The organism is Streptomyces sp. NBC_01197 (assembly GCF_036010505.1).
Lineage (GTDB): Bacteria > Actinomycetota > Actinomycetes > Streptomycetales > Streptomycetaceae > Streptomyces.
In genome coordinates, this window is sequence record NZ_CP108569.1 from 2323966 (window position 1) to 2339879 (window position 15914).

15 protein-coding genes and 1 pseudogene are annotated in these 15914 nt (G+C 69.9%); 5 read left to right on the forward strand and 11 right to left on the reverse strand.

Going from position 1 to position 15914, the window contains the following annotated elements; translation table 11 throughout:
* Nucleotides 1-225: 225 nt before the first annotated feature.
* The 4 genes from rsrA to OG452_RS10415 form a co-directional block, all read right to left on the reverse strand.
* Nucleotides 226-540, reverse strand: coding sequence for a mycothiol system anti-sigma-R factor (rsrA, locus tag OG452_RS10400; protein ID WP_266853255.1), 315 nt, complete (start codon nucleotides 538-540; stop codon nucleotides 226-228).
* On the reverse strand, nucleotides 537-1193 hold the full coding sequence (locus OG452_RS10405) for a sigma-70 family RNA polymerase sigma factor (protein WP_266853257.1): 657 nt from the start codon (nucleotides 1191-1193) through the stop codon (nucleotides 537-539). Before OG452_RS10405 ends, rsrA begins: the two co-directional genes overlap by 4 nt.
* Nucleotides 1194-1438: 245 nt before the next feature.
* Entirely contained in the window at nucleotides 1439-2089 is a 651-nt protein-coding gene (locus tag OG452_RS10410) for an alpha/beta hydrolase family protein (protein WP_327299582.1), read from the reverse strand.
* Between the two features lie 13 nt (nucleotides 2090-2102).
* Nucleotides 2103-2969: an SOS response-associated peptidase gene (locus OG452_RS10415; RefSeq protein WP_327295331.1), complete on the reverse strand. Its 867-nt coding sequence runs from the start codon at nucleotides 2967-2969 to the stop codon at nucleotides 2103-2105.
* Nucleotides 2970-3018: 49 nt separating this feature from the next.
* Here OG452_RS10415 and OG452_RS10420 point away from each other — a divergent pair, with 49 nt between their 5' ends.
* The 4 genes from OG452_RS10420 to OG452_RS10435 all read left to right on the forward strand — a co-directional run bounded on the left by OG452_RS10420 (nucleotide 3019) and on the right by OG452_RS10435 (nucleotide 6523).
* Nucleotides 3019-3705 (forward strand): M50 family metallopeptidase, encoded by a 687-nt coding sequence (locus OG452_RS10420; protein ID WP_327295332.1) that lies wholly within the window; start codon nucleotides 3019-3021, stop codon nucleotides 3703-3705.
* 44 nt (nucleotides 3706-3749) lie between these two features.
* Nucleotides 3750-5090: a 3-phosphoshikimate 1-carboxyvinyltransferase gene (gene aroA / locus OG452_RS10425; RefSeq protein ID WP_327295333.1), complete on the forward strand. Its 1341-nt coding sequence runs from the start codon at nucleotides 3750-3752 to the stop codon at nucleotides 5088-5090.
* A 4-nt stretch (nucleotides 5091-5094) separates the two neighbouring features.
* On the forward strand, nucleotides 5095-6105 hold the full coding sequence (rsgA, locus tag OG452_RS10430; RefSeq protein WP_327295334.1) for a ribosome small subunit-dependent GTPase A: 1011 nt from the start codon (nucleotides 5095-5097) through the stop codon (nucleotides 6103-6105).
* 94 nt (nucleotides 6106-6199) lie between these two features.
* Nucleotides 6200-6523 (forward strand): DMT family transporter, encoded by a 324-nt coding sequence (locus tag OG452_RS10435; RefSeq protein WP_266853266.1) that lies wholly within the window; start codon nucleotides 6200-6202, stop codon nucleotides 6521-6523.
* 10 nt (nucleotides 6524-6533) lie between these two features.
* Here the strand turns inward: OG452_RS10435 and OG452_RS10440 are convergent, their stop codons facing one another.
* From OG452_RS10440 to OG452_RS10450, 3 genes are read right to left on the reverse strand one after another with little or no spacing between them, the layout of a single operon-like run.
* Nucleotides 6534-8633, reverse strand: coding sequence for an ABC transporter ATP-binding protein (locus OG452_RS10440; RefSeq protein ID WP_327295335.1), 2100 nt, complete (start codon nucleotides 8631-8633; stop codon nucleotides 6534-6536).
* Entirely contained in the window at nucleotides 8630-9565 is a 936-nt protein-coding gene (locus OG452_RS10445) for an ABC transporter permease (RefSeq protein WP_327295336.1), read from the reverse strand. The genes OG452_RS10440 and OG452_RS10445 overlap by 4 nt, the downstream gene beginning before the upstream one ends.
* A 13-nt stretch (nucleotides 9566-9578) precedes the next feature.
* Nucleotides 9579-10562, reverse strand: a complete 984-nt coding sequence (locus tag OG452_RS10450; RefSeq protein ID WP_327295337.1) for an ABC transporter permease — start codon at nucleotides 10560-10562, stop codon at nucleotides 9579-9581.
* Nucleotides 10563-10852: 290 nt separating this feature from the next.
* Between OG452_RS10450 and OG452_RS10455 the strand changes: the two genes are divergently transcribed.
* A complete protein-coding gene (locus OG452_RS10455) occupies nucleotides 10853-12544 on the forward strand; it encodes an ABC transporter family substrate-binding protein (RefSeq protein ID WP_327295338.1) in 1692 nt (563 codons plus the stop codon).
* A gap of 88 nt (nucleotides 12545-12632) precedes the next feature.
* On the opposite strand, the gene OG452_RS10460 is transcribed toward OG452_RS10455, so the two are convergent.
* From OG452_RS10460 to OG452_RS10475, 4 genes and pseudogenes are all read right to left on the reverse strand, one after another.
* Nucleotides 12633-13244 (reverse strand): TetR/AcrR family transcriptional regulator, encoded by a 612-nt coding sequence (locus tag OG452_RS10460; protein ID WP_327295339.1) that lies wholly within the window; start codon nucleotides 13242-13244, stop codon nucleotides 12633-12635.
* Nucleotides 13245-13290: 46 nt separating this feature from the next.
* Nucleotides 13291-13470 (reverse strand): annotated as a pseudogene (locus tag OG452_RS10465) (hypothetical protein); the annotation flags it as partial.
* A gap of 21 nt (nucleotides 13471-13491) precedes the next feature.
* Nucleotides 13492-14661, reverse strand: a complete 1170-nt coding sequence (locus tag OG452_RS10470; protein ID WP_327295340.1) for an acyl-CoA dehydrogenase family protein — start codon at nucleotides 14659-14661, stop codon at nucleotides 13492-13494.
* 47 nt (nucleotides 14662-14708) lie between these two features.
* Entirely contained in the window at nucleotides 14709-15881 is a 1173-nt protein-coding gene (locus tag OG452_RS10475) for an acyl-CoA dehydrogenase family protein (RefSeq protein WP_327295341.1), read from the reverse strand.
* Nucleotides 15882-15914 lie beyond the last annotated feature (33 nt).

Sequence of the window (15914 nt, forward strand, 5' to 3'; positions counted from 1 at the left end):
GGTCCGTACGGCTCCGGAGTCCGTACAGGTTGGGGAGAATAGGCGCGAGCGGGCGGCCGGGGGGCCGCATCGGCGGATCAGCAGCCCATCGGGTGACAGCCTGGGCCGGAAACCGGATGAGGGCGGGCATGACATAGAGCGGGACCGTGGCGTACGCGCCGCGGTCCCGCTCCGTGTGTGTAGTTGTGCGCGCCGGCCGGGCGGCCCTGCCGTCCCGGCGGCCGGTCACTCCTGGGCGGCCGCCGACCGGTCGGTGACGGTGATGTCCTGGTCGGGCACCGCCTGACCCGAGCGGATCAGATCGATGCGCCCCATGACCTTGGACCGGAGGTCCGCCGGTACGTCGTCACTGCCGCAGCAGCGCTTCACCAGCTTCTTCACGGCCTGCTCCAGGCCGTACTTCTCCAGGCACGGGGAGCACTCCTCGAAGTGCACCTCGAACTTGGTGCAGTCGTTGTCCGGCATCTCGTGGTCGAGGAACTCGTAAAGATGGTCCAGGACCTCGGAGCAGTCCGTTTCGTGCGGCTCTCCGCAGCTCATGAGCCCGAACCTTTCGCTTCGTTCGACTCTCCGGCGCCCGCGGGGACCAGCCCGCGGTCGCGTGCGTAGTCCTCCAGCATGCCGCGCAGCTGGCGGCGGCCCCGGTGCAGCCGGGACATGACCGTCCCGATGGGTGTCCCCATGATGTCTGCGATCTCCTTGTACGCAAAGCCCTCGACATCGGCGAGATACACGGCGATGCGGAACTCCTCGGGGATCGCCTGGAGCGCGGACTTCACATCCGAGTCGGGCAGGTGGTCGAGCGCCTGCGACTCGGCGGAGCGCAGCCCCGTGGACATGTGCGACTCGGCCCGGGCGAGCTGCCAGTCCTCGATCTCCTCGGCGGCACTGCGCTGAGGTTCACGCTGCTTCTTGCGGTACGAGTTGATGAATGTGTTCGTGAGGATGCGGTACATCCACGCCTTGAGGTTGGTCCCCTCCCGGAACTGGTGGAACGAGCCGTACGCCTTCGCGTAGGTCTCCTGCACCAGGTCCTCGGCATCGGCCGGATTGCGCGTCATGCGCAGCGCGGCCGAGTACATCTGGTCGAGGAAGCCGAGGGCATCCCGCTCGAAGCGGGCATTGCGCTCCGCGGCCGTCTCTTCCGCATGGCCGTCTTCGGTCCCTGTGTCGGTCCCAGTGACCGGACCCACCTCCTCCAACGCCTTGGCGGATCCGAATGCGGACCCACTCGAATCGGAGGATAGACGACGATCCGGTCCGCCCGCCGCCCGGGAAGCAGCGCCCTGGGCTGCCGAAAGCACGGTCCACTCCAGGTCAGCGGCGTTCGGGCGGCGCGGGCAGATGGTCGAACCCATGCGACGGACTCCCTCTCCACGTACAAGCTTGTGTGTACCGGTGTCCAGCACCGATGTTCCCCACAACAGCGCTCCCCGACTCAGCATTCCCGCAGGCGCACGGCCCACCGGCCCACCGCGTCCGTGATGGTCGAGAGCGCCTGCTCCTGACCGGTGGCGGCCCGCTTCGGTACGGCGAAGCCGTGATCGGCGTCCGCCACCTCCACCAGCTCGAAGTCCGCGGTGAACCCGGTGGCGCCCGGGAACTCGGCGGGTCTGCCGAACGGGTCCCTGGCGCCCTGGACGACCAGGGTGCTGACCCCGGTCCCGGTCAGCTCCTTCTGCCGGGACTTCTCCGGCTTTCCCGGCGGGTGCAGCGGAAAGCTCAGCGCCAGGACACCCCGGGCGCCCAGCTCCCCCGCGGTCCGGCAGGCCACCCGCGCCCCGGCGCTGCGCCCGCCCGCGACCACCGGCAGTCCGGGTCTGCGCAGCGTGGGCCAGACCGCGCGCCACCCGGTGTCCAGGGTCTTCGGCGCGGGGGCGACCTTCCGTCCCGCGACCCGCCAGGGCTGCTCGACGAGCGCGACGCCGACCCCGAGCGGTGGCAGCGCGGCGGCCAGCGCCTGGAGGTCGCGCGCCTCGATACCGCCGCCGGCGCCATGGCCGAGGGCGATCACCAGGTGCGGGCGGGCGGCGGGATGCCAGGTGATGCGGGCTTCACCGGCGGGGGTGTCGACACTCTCCACGATCATGCTCTGAGTCACATCAGAAGAGTGTGCCCTCCTCGGGGGCCTCCAGTGCGGTCAGCAGCTCCGGGCCGTTGTTACGAACATTGCTGACCGCCGTGGACACCGGGTACGCCCGTACGAGTCCGGCGGGCGGCGGCTCAAGGAGCGGGGTCAGCCGGGCCGGGTCCGTGTGTGCGGGGTCCAGCCAGTCGTCCCAGCGGTCCGGGGGCAGTACGAGCGGCATCCGGGGATGTATCGCGGCCAGCGACCGCGGGGCGGCCGGCCCGGCCTCGTCCCCGGCCGGCTGTCCGTGTCCCTGCCCCGGCCCGGCGAGCGCGAGCGGGGTGGTCTCCGCCTCGGTCGTCAGGATCGTGCAGGTAGCCCACCAGGCCTGCGGGTCGTCGCCGGGCAGCGACGGATCCCGCCAGAACTCGTACAGACCGGCGAAGGCCATCACCGAACCGTCGGCGGGCGTCACGAAGTAGGGCTGCTTGCGTGCCCGCTTCTTCCTGCCCTCGACCTCTAGCTGCCGCTCGTCCGGTTCGGTCATCCACTCGTAATAGCCGTCGGCGGGGACGAGGCAGCGGCGCGCGGCGAAGGCCCGCCGGAACGACGGCTTCTCCTGGACCGTCTCGGCCCGCGCGTTGATCATCCGGGCGGCGCCCTCGGGTGATTTCGCCCAGGACGGCACCAGTCCCCACCTGAGATTCCGCAGCTGGCGAACCGGACAGCGCGACGCGGCGTCTTTCAAGGGACGCTCCAGTACCGCCTGGACCGTCTTCGTCGGTGCCACGTTCCAGTCCGGGCCCACCGTCTCCGACTGCCAGGGGGCATCCCCCTTCTCCACCCCGAAGACCCCTGCGAGATCCTCGGGTCCACGACTCGCTGCAAACCGTCCGCACATATTTGCCAGACTGCCACGACCCCCGTCTTCCGAGGAGCCCCTCCCCACCATGGACCGCGTCTTCGCCGCTCAGTCCGACCCCGACCAGTGGCTGGTGATCGTCACCGGCGTCGTCGCACTGCTCGCGGTCCTCCCGCACCGCATATGGCGGCTCACCCGCAACGCCGTCACCATCGCCCACGAGGGCGGCCACGGGCTGATCGCCCTGGTCACCGGGCGCCGTCTGGACGGCATCCGGCTGCACTCCGACACCAGTGGCCTCACCGTCAGCCGCGGCAAGCCGTCCGGCCCCGGCATGATCCTCACCGCGGGCGCCGGATACACGGCCCCGCCGCTGCTGGGGCTCGGCGGTGCCTGGCTGCTCGCCGCCGACCACATCACGCTCTTCCTCTGGGCCGCCTGCGTCCTCCTTCTCGCGATGCTGGTGATGATCCGCAACGCGTACGGGGCGCTCACCGTGATCGTCACGGGCGCCGCGTTCGTCCTGATCTCCTGGCTGACCAGCGCCGAGGTGCAGGCGGCTTTCGCGTACACGGCTGTCTGGTTCCTGCTCATCGGCGGGGTGCGCCCGGCCTTCGAGCTCCAGCGCAAGCGGGTGCGCGGCCATGCGGGCGATTCGGACGCCGACCAGCTCGGCCGGCTCACTCATCTCCCGCCGACGGTGTGGCTGCTGGTCTTCCACCTCGTCTCGCTCTGCTCGCTCATCGGCGGCGGGCGCTGGCTGCTGGGCCTGTGAGACGGGCGGCGCCCCGGTCGTCCGGCCATCAGTAAAGTGAGGGCATGACCGAAAGTTCCGTGCACACCGCTCACTGGCCCGCTCCGTACGCGTCCGGAGCCGTCGACGCGACGGTGACCGTGCCCGGATCGAAGTCGGTCACCAACCGCGGACTCGTGCTGGCCGCCCTGGCCGCCGAACCGGGCTGGCTGCGCCGCCCGCTGCGCTCCCGCGACACGCTCCTGATGGCCGACGCCCTGCGGGCACTGGGCGTCCGTATCGAGGAGACCGTGTCGTCCAGCTCCGCCGCGGTGGACGCCACGGGCGGTACGGGCGAGGCCTGGCGGGTGATCCCGGCGGGGCTGCACGGCCCGGCCACCATCGACGTCGGCAACGCCGGTACGGTCATGCGCTTCCTGCCGCCGGTCGCCGCGCTCGCCGACGGTCCCGTCCGCTTCGACGGCGACCCCCGGTCGTACGAACGCCCGCTGCACGGTGTCGTCGACGCGCTGCGCGCGCTCGGTACCCGGATCGACGACGACGGGCGCGGGGCGCTCCCGCTGACGGTGCACGGCGGCGGGGCGCTGGACGGCGGCCGGGTCGAGATCGACGCGTCGTCCTCGTCCCAGTTCATCTCGGCGCTGCTGCTCTCCGCGCCGCGCTTCAACCAGGGCGTCGAGGTACGGCACACCGGTGCCACGCTGCCCTCGCTGCCGCACATCCGGATGACCGTGGACATGCTGCGCGCGGTCGGCGCCCAGGTGGACGAGCCGGAGACGGGCGGCGAGCCGAACGTCTGGCGGGTCTCCCCCAGCGCCCTGCTCGGCCGGGACCTGACCGTCGAGCCCGACCTCTCCAACGCCCAGCCGTTCCTGGCGGCCGCCCTGGTCACCGGCGGCCGGGTCACCATCCCCGACTGGCCCGCGCGCACCACTCAGCCGGGAGACGCACTGCGGGAGATCTTCACCGAGATGGGTGGCGGCTGCGAACTGACCGAGGGCGGCCTGGTGTTCACGGGCTCCGGCCAGATCCACGGCATCGACGTGGACCTGAGCGAGGTCGGCGAGCTCACCCCGGGCATCGCGGCCGTCGCGGCTCTCGCGGACTCGCCGTCCACGCTGCGCGGCGTTGCCCATCTGCGGCTGCACGAGACCGACCGGCTTGCCGCACTGACCGCGGAGATCAACGGACTCGGCGGCGATGTCAGCGAGACCGCCAACGGGCTCCGGATCCGCCCGCGCCCGCTGCGCGGCGGCGTCTTCCACACATACGACGACCACCGCATGGCGACGGCCGGCGCGGTCATCGGGCTCGCCGTGGACGGCGTAAAGATTGAAAATGTGGCGACAACCGCCAAAACTCTCCCCGACTTCACTGAGATGTGGACCGAAATGCTCAAGGCCTGACGCGATGCGCCGATACGGCAAGAACCCCGACGAGGACGACATCCGCGTCCGCCCCAACCCCAAGGGCAACCGCCCCCGTACGAACATCCGCCCGAAGCACGAGGAAGCCGCCGAGGGCATGGTCCTCACGGTCGACCGGGGCCGGCTCACCTGTCTGGTCGACGGGCGCGCGGTGACCGCGATGAAGGCCCGCGAGCTGGGCCGCAAGGCCGCCGTGGTGGGCGACCAGGTCATGATCGTCGGGGATCTCTCCGGCGCCAAGGACACCCTGGCGCGCATCGTGCGCATCCAGCCGCGGACGTCGGTGCTGCGCCGCACGGCCGATGACGACGACCCGTTCGAGCGGGTCGTCGTCGCCAACGCCGACCAGCTGGCGATCGTCACCGCCCTGGCCGACCCCGAACCGCGCCCCCGCATGATCGACCGCTGTCTGGTGGCCGCGTACGACGGCGGGCTCTCGCCGCTGCTCGTCCTCACCAAGTCCGATCTGGCGTCGGCGGACGAACTGCTGGCCTCGTACGGTGCGCTCGACATCCCGTACGTCGTGACCAGCCGCGACGAGCTGGCGAGGGGTGCGGCGGCCGACCGGGTCAGGGACTTCCTGAACGACAAGGTCACCGCCTTCGTCGGGCACTCGGGCGTCGGCAAGACGACGCTGGTCAACGCGCTGGTGCCGGAGGACCGGCGGCGCAGCACCGGCCATGTCAACGCGGTCACCGGCCGCGGCCGGCACACCACGACCTCGGCTCTGGCACTCCCGCTGCCGGACGATCGCGGCTGGGTCGTCGACACCCCGGGGGTGCGCTCCTTCGGGCTGCACCATGTGGACCCCTCGCGGGTCATCCTCGCGTTCCCCGATCTGGTGCCGGGTACGGAGGAGTGCCCGCGCGGCTGCAGCCACGACGAGCCGGAGTGCGCCCTGGACGCCTGGGTGGCCGGGGGGCACGCCGACCCGGCGCGGCTGGATTCGCTGCGCAGGCTGCTGGCGACCCGGGAGCGGCGCGAGGGCGACTGATCCACCGGTTTGCCGCCCGGCCGACCTGGCTGAATGCATAATCGCTGCAAGTGAGGCCGAGCGGGGCAGCACATGATGACGGGGGAGGCACTGAATGGCGTGGCTGCTGGTCGTGGTCGCGGGACTCCTGGAGACCGGCTTCGCCGTGTGTCTCAAGCTCTCGCACGGATTCACCCGGCTGTGGCCGACGGTCGCCTTCGCCGCCTTCGCGCTGGGCAGCTTCGGGCTGCTGACGCTCTCACTGCGGAAGCTGGACGTCGGGCCCGCCTACGCCGTGTGGACCGGAATCGGCGCTGCGGGCACCGCCATCTACGGGATGGTCTTCCTCGGCGACATCGTCTCCACCCTCAAGCTCGTCTCGATCGCGTTCGTGATCGTGGGCGTGATCGGGCTGCAGATCTCCGGGTCCGCCCACTGACCCCGGCGGCTCACACCACCTCGCGCACCGCGGGGAAGTGACAGGCCGCCACATGGTCGGCGGCGTGCTCCCGGTCCGCCGGCACCTCGTTCTCGCAGCGCGACCGCTCGTCCGCGCCGAGCCGCGCGAAGACGGGGCAGCGGGCCCGGAAGCGGCAGCCCTCGTAGCGGTGGGTGGGGCTGGGCGGGTCGCCGGGCAGCAGGATCCTGGTGCGCTGCCGCTCGCGTTCGCGCACCGGGTCGGGCAGCGGCACGGCGGAGAGCAGTGCCTGGGTGTACGGGTGTCTGGGCCGCTCGAAGACCTCGTCGACCGTCCCGGACTCGACGGTGCGCCCGAGGTAGACGACGCTCACCCGGTCCGCGATGTGCCGCACCACGGACAGGTCGTGCGAGACGAAGAGATAGGCGAGACCCAGCTCGGACTTGAGCCGTCGCAGCAGGTTGAGGACGCCCGCCTGTACGGACACGTCGAGCGCGGAGACCGGTTCGTCCAGGACCAGCAGCTTCGGCCCGACGGACAGGGCGCGGGCGATACCGATGCGCTGCCGCTGGCCGCCGGAGAACTCGTGCGGGAAGCGGGTGGCGTGCGCCGGGTCGAGGCCGACCTGTCCGAGCAGCCCGGGGACGCGCCCCGCCGCCGTCCTGCGGTCCGTGCCCTGGGCGCGCAGCGGTTCGGCGACGATGTCGCCGACCGTCATCCGGGGGTCGAGGCTGGCCATCGGGTCCTGGAAGACGATCTGGACCTGCCCGCGCAGGGCCCGGCGGGCTGACGTACCGAGCCGGTCGAGCGACTGCCCGAAGAGCTCGATCTCGCCGCCCTCGGGGCGGACCAGGTTGAGCAGTTCGAAGAGCGTGGTGGACTTTCCGGAACCGGACTCCCCGACGAGGGCGAGGGTCTCGCCGCGGCTGATCCGCAGATCTACCCCGTCCACGGCGTGCACGGTGCCGACCCGCCGTTTGAAGGCGCTCCCCTTCAGGACGGGGAACGTCTTGACGAGCCCGCGCACGCTCAGCACGGTGGCGGTCTGTCCGGCGCTACGGTCCTCTTCGTCTGCGGCCCCGGCCGGCGGGATCTCCGGGACCGGGAACACATCGAGCGGGCCCAGCCGCTTCGCCGCGATCTCGTCGGCGCGTACGCACGCGACCGCGTGCCCGTCCACGGTCCGCAGGGCGGGCTCCTTGGCCAGACAGGGCTCACCGGCCAGCGGGCAGCGCGGCGCGAACGGGCAGCCGGGGCCCGTGCTCCCGGCCGTGGGCGGTGAACCGGGGATCGGCACCAGTACCTCACCGGCGGTGTCCAGCCGGGGCACCGCGCCGATCAGGCCCAGCGTGTACGGCATCCGGGGCCGCTCGAAGAGCTCTTCGGCGGGGGCGCTCTCCACGATCCGCCCCGCGTACATCACCGCCACCCGGTCCGCCGCACCCGCGATCACCCCAAGGTCATGGCTGACCAGCACCAGCGCGGCGCCGGTCTCGCGCTGCGCGGTGCGCAGTACATCGAGCACCTGCGCCTGGATGGTGACGTCGAGTGCCGTCGTGGGCTCGTCGGCGAGGATCACGTCGGGGTCGTTCGCCATCGCCATCGCGATCATGGCGCGCTGGCGCATTCCGCCGGAGAACTCGTGCGGATACGACCGTGCCCTGAGCGCGGGCTCCGGGATGCCGACGAGGTCGAGCAGTTCGACGGCGCGCGCCCTGGCCACCTCACGCGACACGTCCTGGTGGGCGCGGACGGCCTCGGCGATCTGGTCGCCGATCCGGTAGACGGGGGTGAACGCGGAGAGCGGGTCCTGGAAGACCATGCCGATGCGGCTGCCGCGCACCGCGGACAGCGCGCGGTCGGATGCGCCGACGAGTTCCGTGCCGTCGAGCCTGACCGATCCGCGTACGGCCGCGTTCCCGGGCAGCAGCCCGAGTACGGCGAGCGCTGTCGCGGATTTCCCGGACCCCGACTCCCCCACCAGACCGAGCACTTCACCGCGCCGGAGCGAGAAGCTCACACCGCGTACGGCGGGGGCGCCGTCGAAGTCGACCTCCAGGTCGCTCACTTCGAGTACCGGCGTACCGGGTACCGATGTGTCGCGTACCGAGGTGTCGGATACCGAGGTCATCGCTTTGCCCCCTTGCGGCTGCGGCGCCCGCGCGAGGTCGGGTCCAGCGCGTCGCGCAGCCCGTCGCCCACCAGGTTCACCGCGAGTACGAAAATGATCAGAAGCCCCGCTGCGAAGAAGAACATCCACGGGTAGGTGACGGCCGCCCCTGTCGTGGAGGCGATGAGCGTGCCCAGCGAGACGTCGGGCGACTGGACGCCGAACCCGAAGTACGACAGCGCGGTCTCACTCATCACCGCGCCGCCCACCGCGACGGTCGCGTCGATGATGAGGAAGGAGGCGATGTTCGGCATCACATGGCGCCAGATGATCCGGAACGGCCCGACGCCCATGTACTGCGCGGCGCGCACGAATTCACGCTCCTTCAGCGACAGCGTCATCGATCTGACCACCCGTGCGGTGATCATCCAGCCGAAGACGGCGAGCAGCCCGACGAAGGCGAACCAGCCGCCGTCCTGCAGCCGCGGCGAGACGATCGCGATGATGAGGAAGGAGGGGAAGATCAGCAGCAGATCGACGAAGAACATCAGGATCCGGTCGGTCCAGCCGCCGAAGTACCCGGCGCAGGCACCGGTCAGCGAGGCCAGGACGGTGGAGAACAGCGCCACCAGCAGGCCGATCAGCAGGGACTTCTGGAGCCCCCGGATGGTCTGCGCGAAGACGTCCTGCCCGATGCGGTTGGTGCCCCACCAGTGCCGGGCGCTCGGTCCCTGCCGCAGTGCGGTGTAGTCGACGTGGCTGTAGTCCCAGCGGCTGACCAGAGGGCCGGCGAAGGCCAGCACGAAGAGCAGCACCAGGATGACGCCTCCGGCGAGCGCACCCGGGTTGTGTACGAATCGGCGCAGTACCACTCCGGCGCGCCCGGCGGGACGTATCGGCTCCGCACCCTGGCCCGCCGCGTCGGCGGCGGCGGTCTCTATGACAGCGGTCATGTGTCCGTACTCCTCAGGCGTTCCGGATGCGCGGGTCGAGTGCGGCGTGCAGGACGTCCGCGAGGAAGCCGGAGAGCAGCACCAGCACGGCGGCGAACGCGTTGACGGCGACGACCGAGTTGACGTCGTTCTTGCCGATGGAGGAGACGAACCACTCGCCCATGCCGTGCCACCCGAAGATCGTCTCGGTGAAGGTGGCGCCGGTGAACAGCGCCAGGAACCCGAAGCTGAAGTACGTCGACATGGGGATCAGCGCGGTCCGCAGCCCGTGTTTGAGCAGCGCAGTGCGCCGGGAGAGGCCCTTGGCCCGGGCGGTGCGCAGATAGTCCGAGCCGAGGACGTCGAGCATCGTGGAGCGCTGGTAGCGGCTGTAACTGGCGATGGTGCCGAGCGCGATGGAGACGGTCGGCAGCAGCAGGTGCACCGACCGGTCCTTCAGCACGGCCAGGAATCCGGAGTCAAGGCCGGGGGTCTTCTCGCCGGTGAACTCGATGACGTCGGTGCCCGTCTTCTGGTTGAACCAGATCGCGCCGATCTTCAGCAGTACCGCGAGCAGGAACACCGGCGTGGAGAGCAGTATGAAGGAGATCAGGGTGACCGTGCGGTCGGAGAGCCGGTACTGGCGTACGGCGGTCCAGGCCCCGGCGAGGACGCCGATGACCGTACCGAGGATGCTGCCCAGGAGCAGCAGCCGCAGACTGACCCCGATCCGGCGGCCGAACTCCGCGTCCACGGAGGCCCCGTCGATGGTCTGTCCGAGATCACCGCGCACGGCGTGTCCGGCCCAGCTGGTGAAGCGGGTGAGGAGCGGTGTGTGGTCGTTGACGCCGAGCACGGTGAGGTGATGGTCGACGGCGCTGGGCGAAAGGGGCGGCTGGCGCCCCTCGTAGTACGCGCGCGGATCGAGCGCGAGCGAGGCCAGCAGGTACGACAGACAGATGGCGACAAGCAACAGGACGGCGTAGTAGCCGAGTCGCTTGGCCAGGAAGGCGGCCACGGGTGTTGGTCCTCCGCTGGGGTTCGGCGCTGGGGATCTTCGTGGGATCACGGCCGCGGCTGGCCCCATGGGTACCTTTGTCCGGCATTGATCGTGTTCCGATCGTCCGGTGCTGTGTAACGGGTGCTTTTCGTCGGCTTGTTGATCCAGCTTGACCATAATTTGTTGCGCGCATGCAAAGAATGCATAACAGCATCACCGTTGCTCTCCCGTCGGGCCACGGGCTCGCCTTACCGTCTCGGAAGCCTGTGGCCTCGATCAGGTCACCTTGAACCGAAGGAAGAACACCGATGCGCAGAACCAGCGTTGTCGCCATCGCAGCAGCCCTCTCGGCCACACTGGCGGTGGCGGGCTGCAGTTCTTCCGACGACGGAGGCAACTCGGCCAAGAAGCAGGCGGCTCCGCAGGCGGACGGCCAGAGCATCAACGCGCATCCGCTGAGCGACCTGAAGCAGGGCGGGTCGTTGCGGTTCGGGATCGACCAGTGGATCGCGCAGTACAACGTCAACCAGGTCGACGGCCAGCAGGGCGACGGCGCGGACCTCGACTCGGCGATCCTGCCCGACCTGTTCGACATGGACGCCAAGGGAGTCGGTCACCCCAACCCGAACTTCGTGGTCTCGGCGAAGGTCACCTCCACCAGCCCCCAGGTGGTGACCTACCAGCTGAACCCGAAGGCGAAGTGGTCCGACGGGAAACCGCTGAGCTGGCAGGACTTCCACGCCCAGTGGAAGGCGCTGAACGGCACCGACAAGGCGTACGAGGCGGCCGACACCACGGGTTACAGCCAGATATCCAAGGTCGAGCAGGGCGCCGACGCGCACGGCGTGAAGATCACCTTCTCCACGCCGTACGCCGACTGGCAGCGCCTCTTCGACCCGCTGTACCCGGCCGCGTACATCGACACCCCGCAGAAGTTCAACACGGGCTGGACGCAGAAGGCCCCGGTCACCGGCGCCGCCTTCAAGGTCGGCTCGTACGACAGGACCGGACAGACCGTCACCCTGGTCCCGGACCCCAAGTGGTGGGGCAACAAGCCGAAGCTCGCCTCCATCGTCTACCGCGTCCTCGACCTCAGTGCGAACACCGAGGCCTACCTCAACAAGGAGGTGGACGAGGCCCCCGCGCTGCAGCCCGAGGACTACAAGCGGCTGGCGAAGGACCCGGACACCGACATCCGGCGCGGGGCGCGCTGGGACGAGGTGCACATCACGCTCAACGGCGGCCGCGGTCCGCTGAAGGACATCCGGGTGCGCCACGCCCTCCAGGCTGCGACCGACCGGAAGGGCATCAACGCGAGCTTCGCCAAGGACCTCGCCTTCCAACTGGAGCCGCTGAACAACCACTTCTTCATGCCCAACCAGCAGGGCTACCGGGACAACACCAGCGAGTTCGACAAGTTCAACCCCGAGAAGGCGAAGAAGCTGCTGGACGAGGCGGGCTGGAAGAGCGCGGGCGAGGGCAAGCCGCGCACCAAGGACGGCAAGAAGCTCACCCTCGACTACGTCCTGAGCGCGGGCGGCAGTTCGTCGCAGACGGACCAGGCCGAACTGGTGCAGCAGATGTACGCCGCGGTGGGCGTACGGGTCGAGATCAAGAAGGTCCCGGCCAACGACTACTTCACCAAGTTCGTGAACACCGGCAACTTCGACCTCGCCAGCTTCCGCAATGTCGACGAGGCCTACACCAGCAAGATCTACCCGGTCTTCCAGCAGCCGAAGGGCAAGAACCTCTTCCAGAACTTCGGCTCGGTCGGCTCCCCGGAGATCGACGCGCTGATGAAGCAGGCCGGCGAGGCCACAGACCGCGCCAAGGCCATCAAGCTCTACAACGAGGCCGACGTGGAGATCTGGAAGCTCGGCCACTCGATCGAGCTGTACCAGCGCCCGCAGATCGACGCCATCCGCAAGGGCCTGGCCAACTACGGTGCGTCCGGCCTCGCCGACATCGACTACACCAAGGTCGGCTGGCTCAAGAAGTAGCCGCGCCGCTCACTCCGCCCGCAGCATCCCGCAGGGCATCGCCGAAGACGTACGACGCCACCGGCGGACGGCCGCCCCGTGAGCCGACTCACCCGGCCGGCATCGTCTCCGGCAGGCCGAGCGCGGCGGAGACATGGCGCCAGATAGAGGTGCGCGCCGTGTCCAGGGTAACGGTGGGGTCGCGCAGCATCAGGCGGATGCCATAGCCGTCGCTGAGGGAGAGGACGAGCGTGCTGAGGTCGTCCACGTCGGTCGGCGTGAACTCGCCCTCGGCGATGCCGCGGCGCACCGCGTCGGCCACCCAAGCGTGCAGTTGCGCGTACAGGTCCACGGCGAAGACTCGGGTCGTGTCGTCGCGCAGAGCCCGGACCCATAGTTCCTGCCACAGCCGCCAGTCCTGCTGCAGTTCGGGGTCGGCCGGCAGCAGGTTGCGCAGGATGCGGGAGAGGATGACCGCGGCCGGCGCCGTCCCCGCGTCGCGTTCGACATCGACGGCGCTGTGGGCGAAGGAGTGGGTCATCGCCTCGGTGAACAGCTTCTCGCGCGTGTCGAAGTGGTAGTGCAGCAGCGCGGTCGACACACTTGCCCGCTCAGCGACCATGCGCATCCTGATCTTCTCGAAGCCGACCTCCGCGATGACCTCGCAGGCCGCGGTCAGGATGCGCTCGCGCGTGTCTGCCGTGCGCACCTTGGTCGACACCTGCAACCTCCCTCGTTCGATGGTCGTACGACGTGCCCATCTTTCCTCACCGCCGCCCCGCCGGCACTGCCGCCTCGCTTCGCGGCTGTGCCGCGTACGTACGGAAGCCGCGCCCCGGCTTCCGTACCGGCAGGTCCACCATGCGGGACAACAAGGGCGGAGGCGGATACAGCGGCTCGCGGAACTCCGCGTACAGCGACTCAGCGATGGCGCGCGTGGTGTCCAGGCGATCCGTGTCATCGGTGTGTCAGGCGGTGGGAAGGTCCAGGACCCCGGTGCCGCGTTTGACGAGTTCGTTGGCGATGATCAGTCGCTGGATCTCGGAGGTGCCCTCCCGGATGCGGTCGACGCGCAGCTCCCGGTACATGCGTTCCACGGCGTATGCGCGGTCGTAGCCGCGTCCGCCATGGATCTGCAGGCACCGGTCGATCACCCGGCCCGAGGCTTCGCTCGCCGCGAGTTTGGCGATGGCCGCTTTGGCGTGCAGCGTCTTGCGGTCGGTCTGCGGCTGGTCCGCCTCCCAGGCGACCTGGTGGGTGTAGGCGCGGTTGACGGCGATGTCGACGGCGCAGTCGGCGAGCATGCCCTGAATCAGCTGGTACGAGGCGATCGGCGCCCCGAACTGTTCGCGCTCCACAGCCCATCCACGCGCCAGCTCCAGGGCACGCTCGGCCGCCCCGGTGGTGCGCGCCGCGATCATCAGGCGCTCCTCGGTGAACCAGGAACGGGTGATGTCGTACCCCTCGCCGATGCCGCCGAGCACGGCGTCCTCGCCCACCTGGACGTCGGTGAAGGTGAACTCGGGGTGCTCGTAGACGAAGGTGTGCATCCAGCGCGGTACGCGCGTCATCTCGATGCCGGGGGTGTCCTTGTCGACGAGGAACAGGGTCGGGGCGCGCTCCGGGCCCGCCGCGGCGAGAACGATCATGAAGTCGGCATGGTCTCCGACGGTCACGAACCACTTCTCGCCGTTGAGGACCCAGCCCTGGTCGTTCCCGGTGGCGGTGGTGGCCAGGTTCTGCGGGTCCGAACCCGCGCCTGGCTCGGTGACGGCGCAGCAGTCCCGCCGCTCGCCCCTGATCACCGGTATCAGGAAGCGTTCCCGCTGCTCCGGGGTGCAGAACCTGAGAGCGTTGGCAGGCAGCCACACCATGTCCCACAGGGCACCCGTCAGGCGCCCCAGCTCCTCCTGCACGGTGACCTGTTCGGCGATGGTGAGTCCGGCGCCGCCCCATTCGGCCGGCATGTTGACGGCCTGGAGCCCCGTGTCGAGGACCGCGTCCCGGATGCGGGCGTGCGCGTCGGCGGGCAGGCCGTTTTCCTCCTCGCACTGCTGCTCGTAGGTGGCGATGAGCTCGGTGAGCCCGCGCGCGTCGGCCTTGAGCTGCGCTTGGCGGGCCGTGAGGCGGAAGTCCATGAAAATCCTCGCTGTTCGTTGAAAGGTGCGGAAGGGCTCAGGAGGGGTCAGTGGGCGGGCAGGGCCAGGGCACGGGTACCGCGTTTGATCAGCTCGTTGGCGATGATCAGCCGCTGGATCTCGGAGGTGCCCTCCCAGATGCGGTCGACGCGCAGCTCCCGGTACATGCGTTCGACGGGGTAGGTGCGGTCGTACCCGCGTCCGCCGAAGATCTGCAGACAGCGGTCGGCGACCCGGCCGGCCGCCTCGCTGGCGGCGAGTTTGGCGGTGGAGGCCTTGGCGTGCAGCGTCTTGCGGTCGGTCTGCGGCTGGTCCGCCTCCCAGGCGACCTGGTGGGTGTAGGCGCGGTTGACGGCGATGTCGACGGCGCAGTCGGCGAGCATGCCCTGGATCAGCTGGTACGAGGCGATCGGCGCCCCGAACTGTTCGCGCTCCACGGCCCATCCACGCGCCAGCTCCAGGGCACGCTCGGCCGCCCCGGTGGTGCGCGCCGCGATCATCAGGCGTTCGTCGGTGAACCACTCCTTGGTCAGTTCGTATCCGTTGCCGACACCCCCGAGAACGTCCTCATCGGGGACGAAGACCTCGGTGAAGGTGAACTCGGGATGCCCGTTGACCGCGGAGTGCATGAAGCGGGGCAGGCGGGTCATCTCGACTCCGGGCGCGGCCTTGTCCACGAAGAACAGGGTGGCCAGCCGATCGGGGCCCGCGTCCGCCTGGACCAGCAGGAAATCGGCGATGTCCCCGCAGGTGACGAACCACTTCTCGCCGTTGAGCAGCCAGCCGCCGTCGGTCCGGGTGGCCGTGGAGGTGCCGGAGGAGGGGTCGGAGCCGGCCCCCGGCTCGGTCACGGCGAACGCGTCGAACCTCTCGCCGCGGATGATCGGCAGGAGGTACTTCTCGCGCTGCCGCTCATCGCCGTGCGCCAGGACGTTGGCGGGCCGCCACGGGATGTCCCACAGGCAGTTGGTGACCTTGCCGAACTCCTCCTCGACGATGACCTGGTCGAGCAGGCTCAGCCCGGGGCCGCCCCATTCGGCGGGCATGTTGATGGCGTAGACGCCGGCGTCCATGGCGGCCCGGGTCAGTTCGGCGACGAGCTGCTGCGGCAGGGGTCCGCCCGCCTGCTCGGACTGGTCCTCGTACCGCATCAGCAGCCGCGCGTAGTCGGCGGCTCGCCGCTTCAGGTCGGCCTGCTCGGAGGTGTAGCGCATGTCCATGGGGGCCTCTTCGGTCGGGTGACGGCGTGCGGG

What these genes read in the sequence shown, in the direction of transcription:
- OG452_RS10435 (WP_266853266.1), top strand. Translation starts at nt 6,200, where the DNA reads ATGGCGTGGCTGCTGGTCGTGGTCGCGGGACTCCTGGAGACCGGCTTC.
- OG452_RS10455 (WP_327295338.1), top strand. Translation starts at nt 10,853, where the DNA reads ATGCGCAGAACCAGCGTTGTCGCCATCGCAGCAGCCCTCTCGGCCACA.
- rsgA (WP_327295334.1), top strand. Translation starts at nt 5,095, where the DNA reads ATGCGCCGATACGGCAAGAACCCCGACGAGGACGACATCCGCGTCCGC.
- OG452_RS10475 (WP_327295341.1), bottom strand. Translation starts at nt 15,881, where the DNA reads ATGGACATGCGCTACACCTCCGAGCAGGCCGACCTGAAGCGGCGAGCC.
- OG452_RS10440 (WP_327295335.1), bottom strand. Translation starts at nt 8,633, where the DNA reads ATGACCTCGGTATCCGACACCTCGGTACGCGACACATCGGTACCCGGT.
- OG452_RS10470 (WP_327295340.1), bottom strand. Translation starts at nt 14,661, where the DNA reads ATGGACTTCCGCCTCACGGCCCGCCAAGCGCAGCTCAAGGCCGACGCG.
- rsrA (WP_266853255.1), bottom strand. Translation starts at nt 540, where the DNA reads ATGAGCTGCGGAGAGCCGCACGAAACGGACTGCTCCGAGGTCCTGGAC.
- OG452_RS10415 (WP_327295331.1), bottom strand. Translation starts at nt 2,969, where the DNA reads ATGTGCGGACGGTTTGCAGCGAGTCGTGGACCCGAGGATCTCGCAGGG.
- aroA (WP_327295333.1), top strand. Translation starts at nt 3,750, where the DNA reads ATGACCGAAAGTTCCGTGCACACCGCTCACTGGCCCGCTCCGTACGCG.
- OG452_RS10420 (WP_327295332.1), top strand. Translation starts at nt 3,019, where the DNA reads ATGGACCGCGTCTTCGCCGCTCAGTCCGACCCCGACCAGTGGCTGGTG.
- OG452_RS10445 (WP_327295336.1), bottom strand. Translation starts at nt 9,565, where the DNA reads ATGACCGCTGTCATAGAGACCGCCGCCGCCGACGCGGCGGGCCAGGGT.
- OG452_RS10410 (WP_327299582.1), bottom strand. Translation starts at nt 2,089, where the DNA reads ATGATCGTGGAGAGTGTCGACACCCCCGCCGGTGAAGCCCGCATCACC.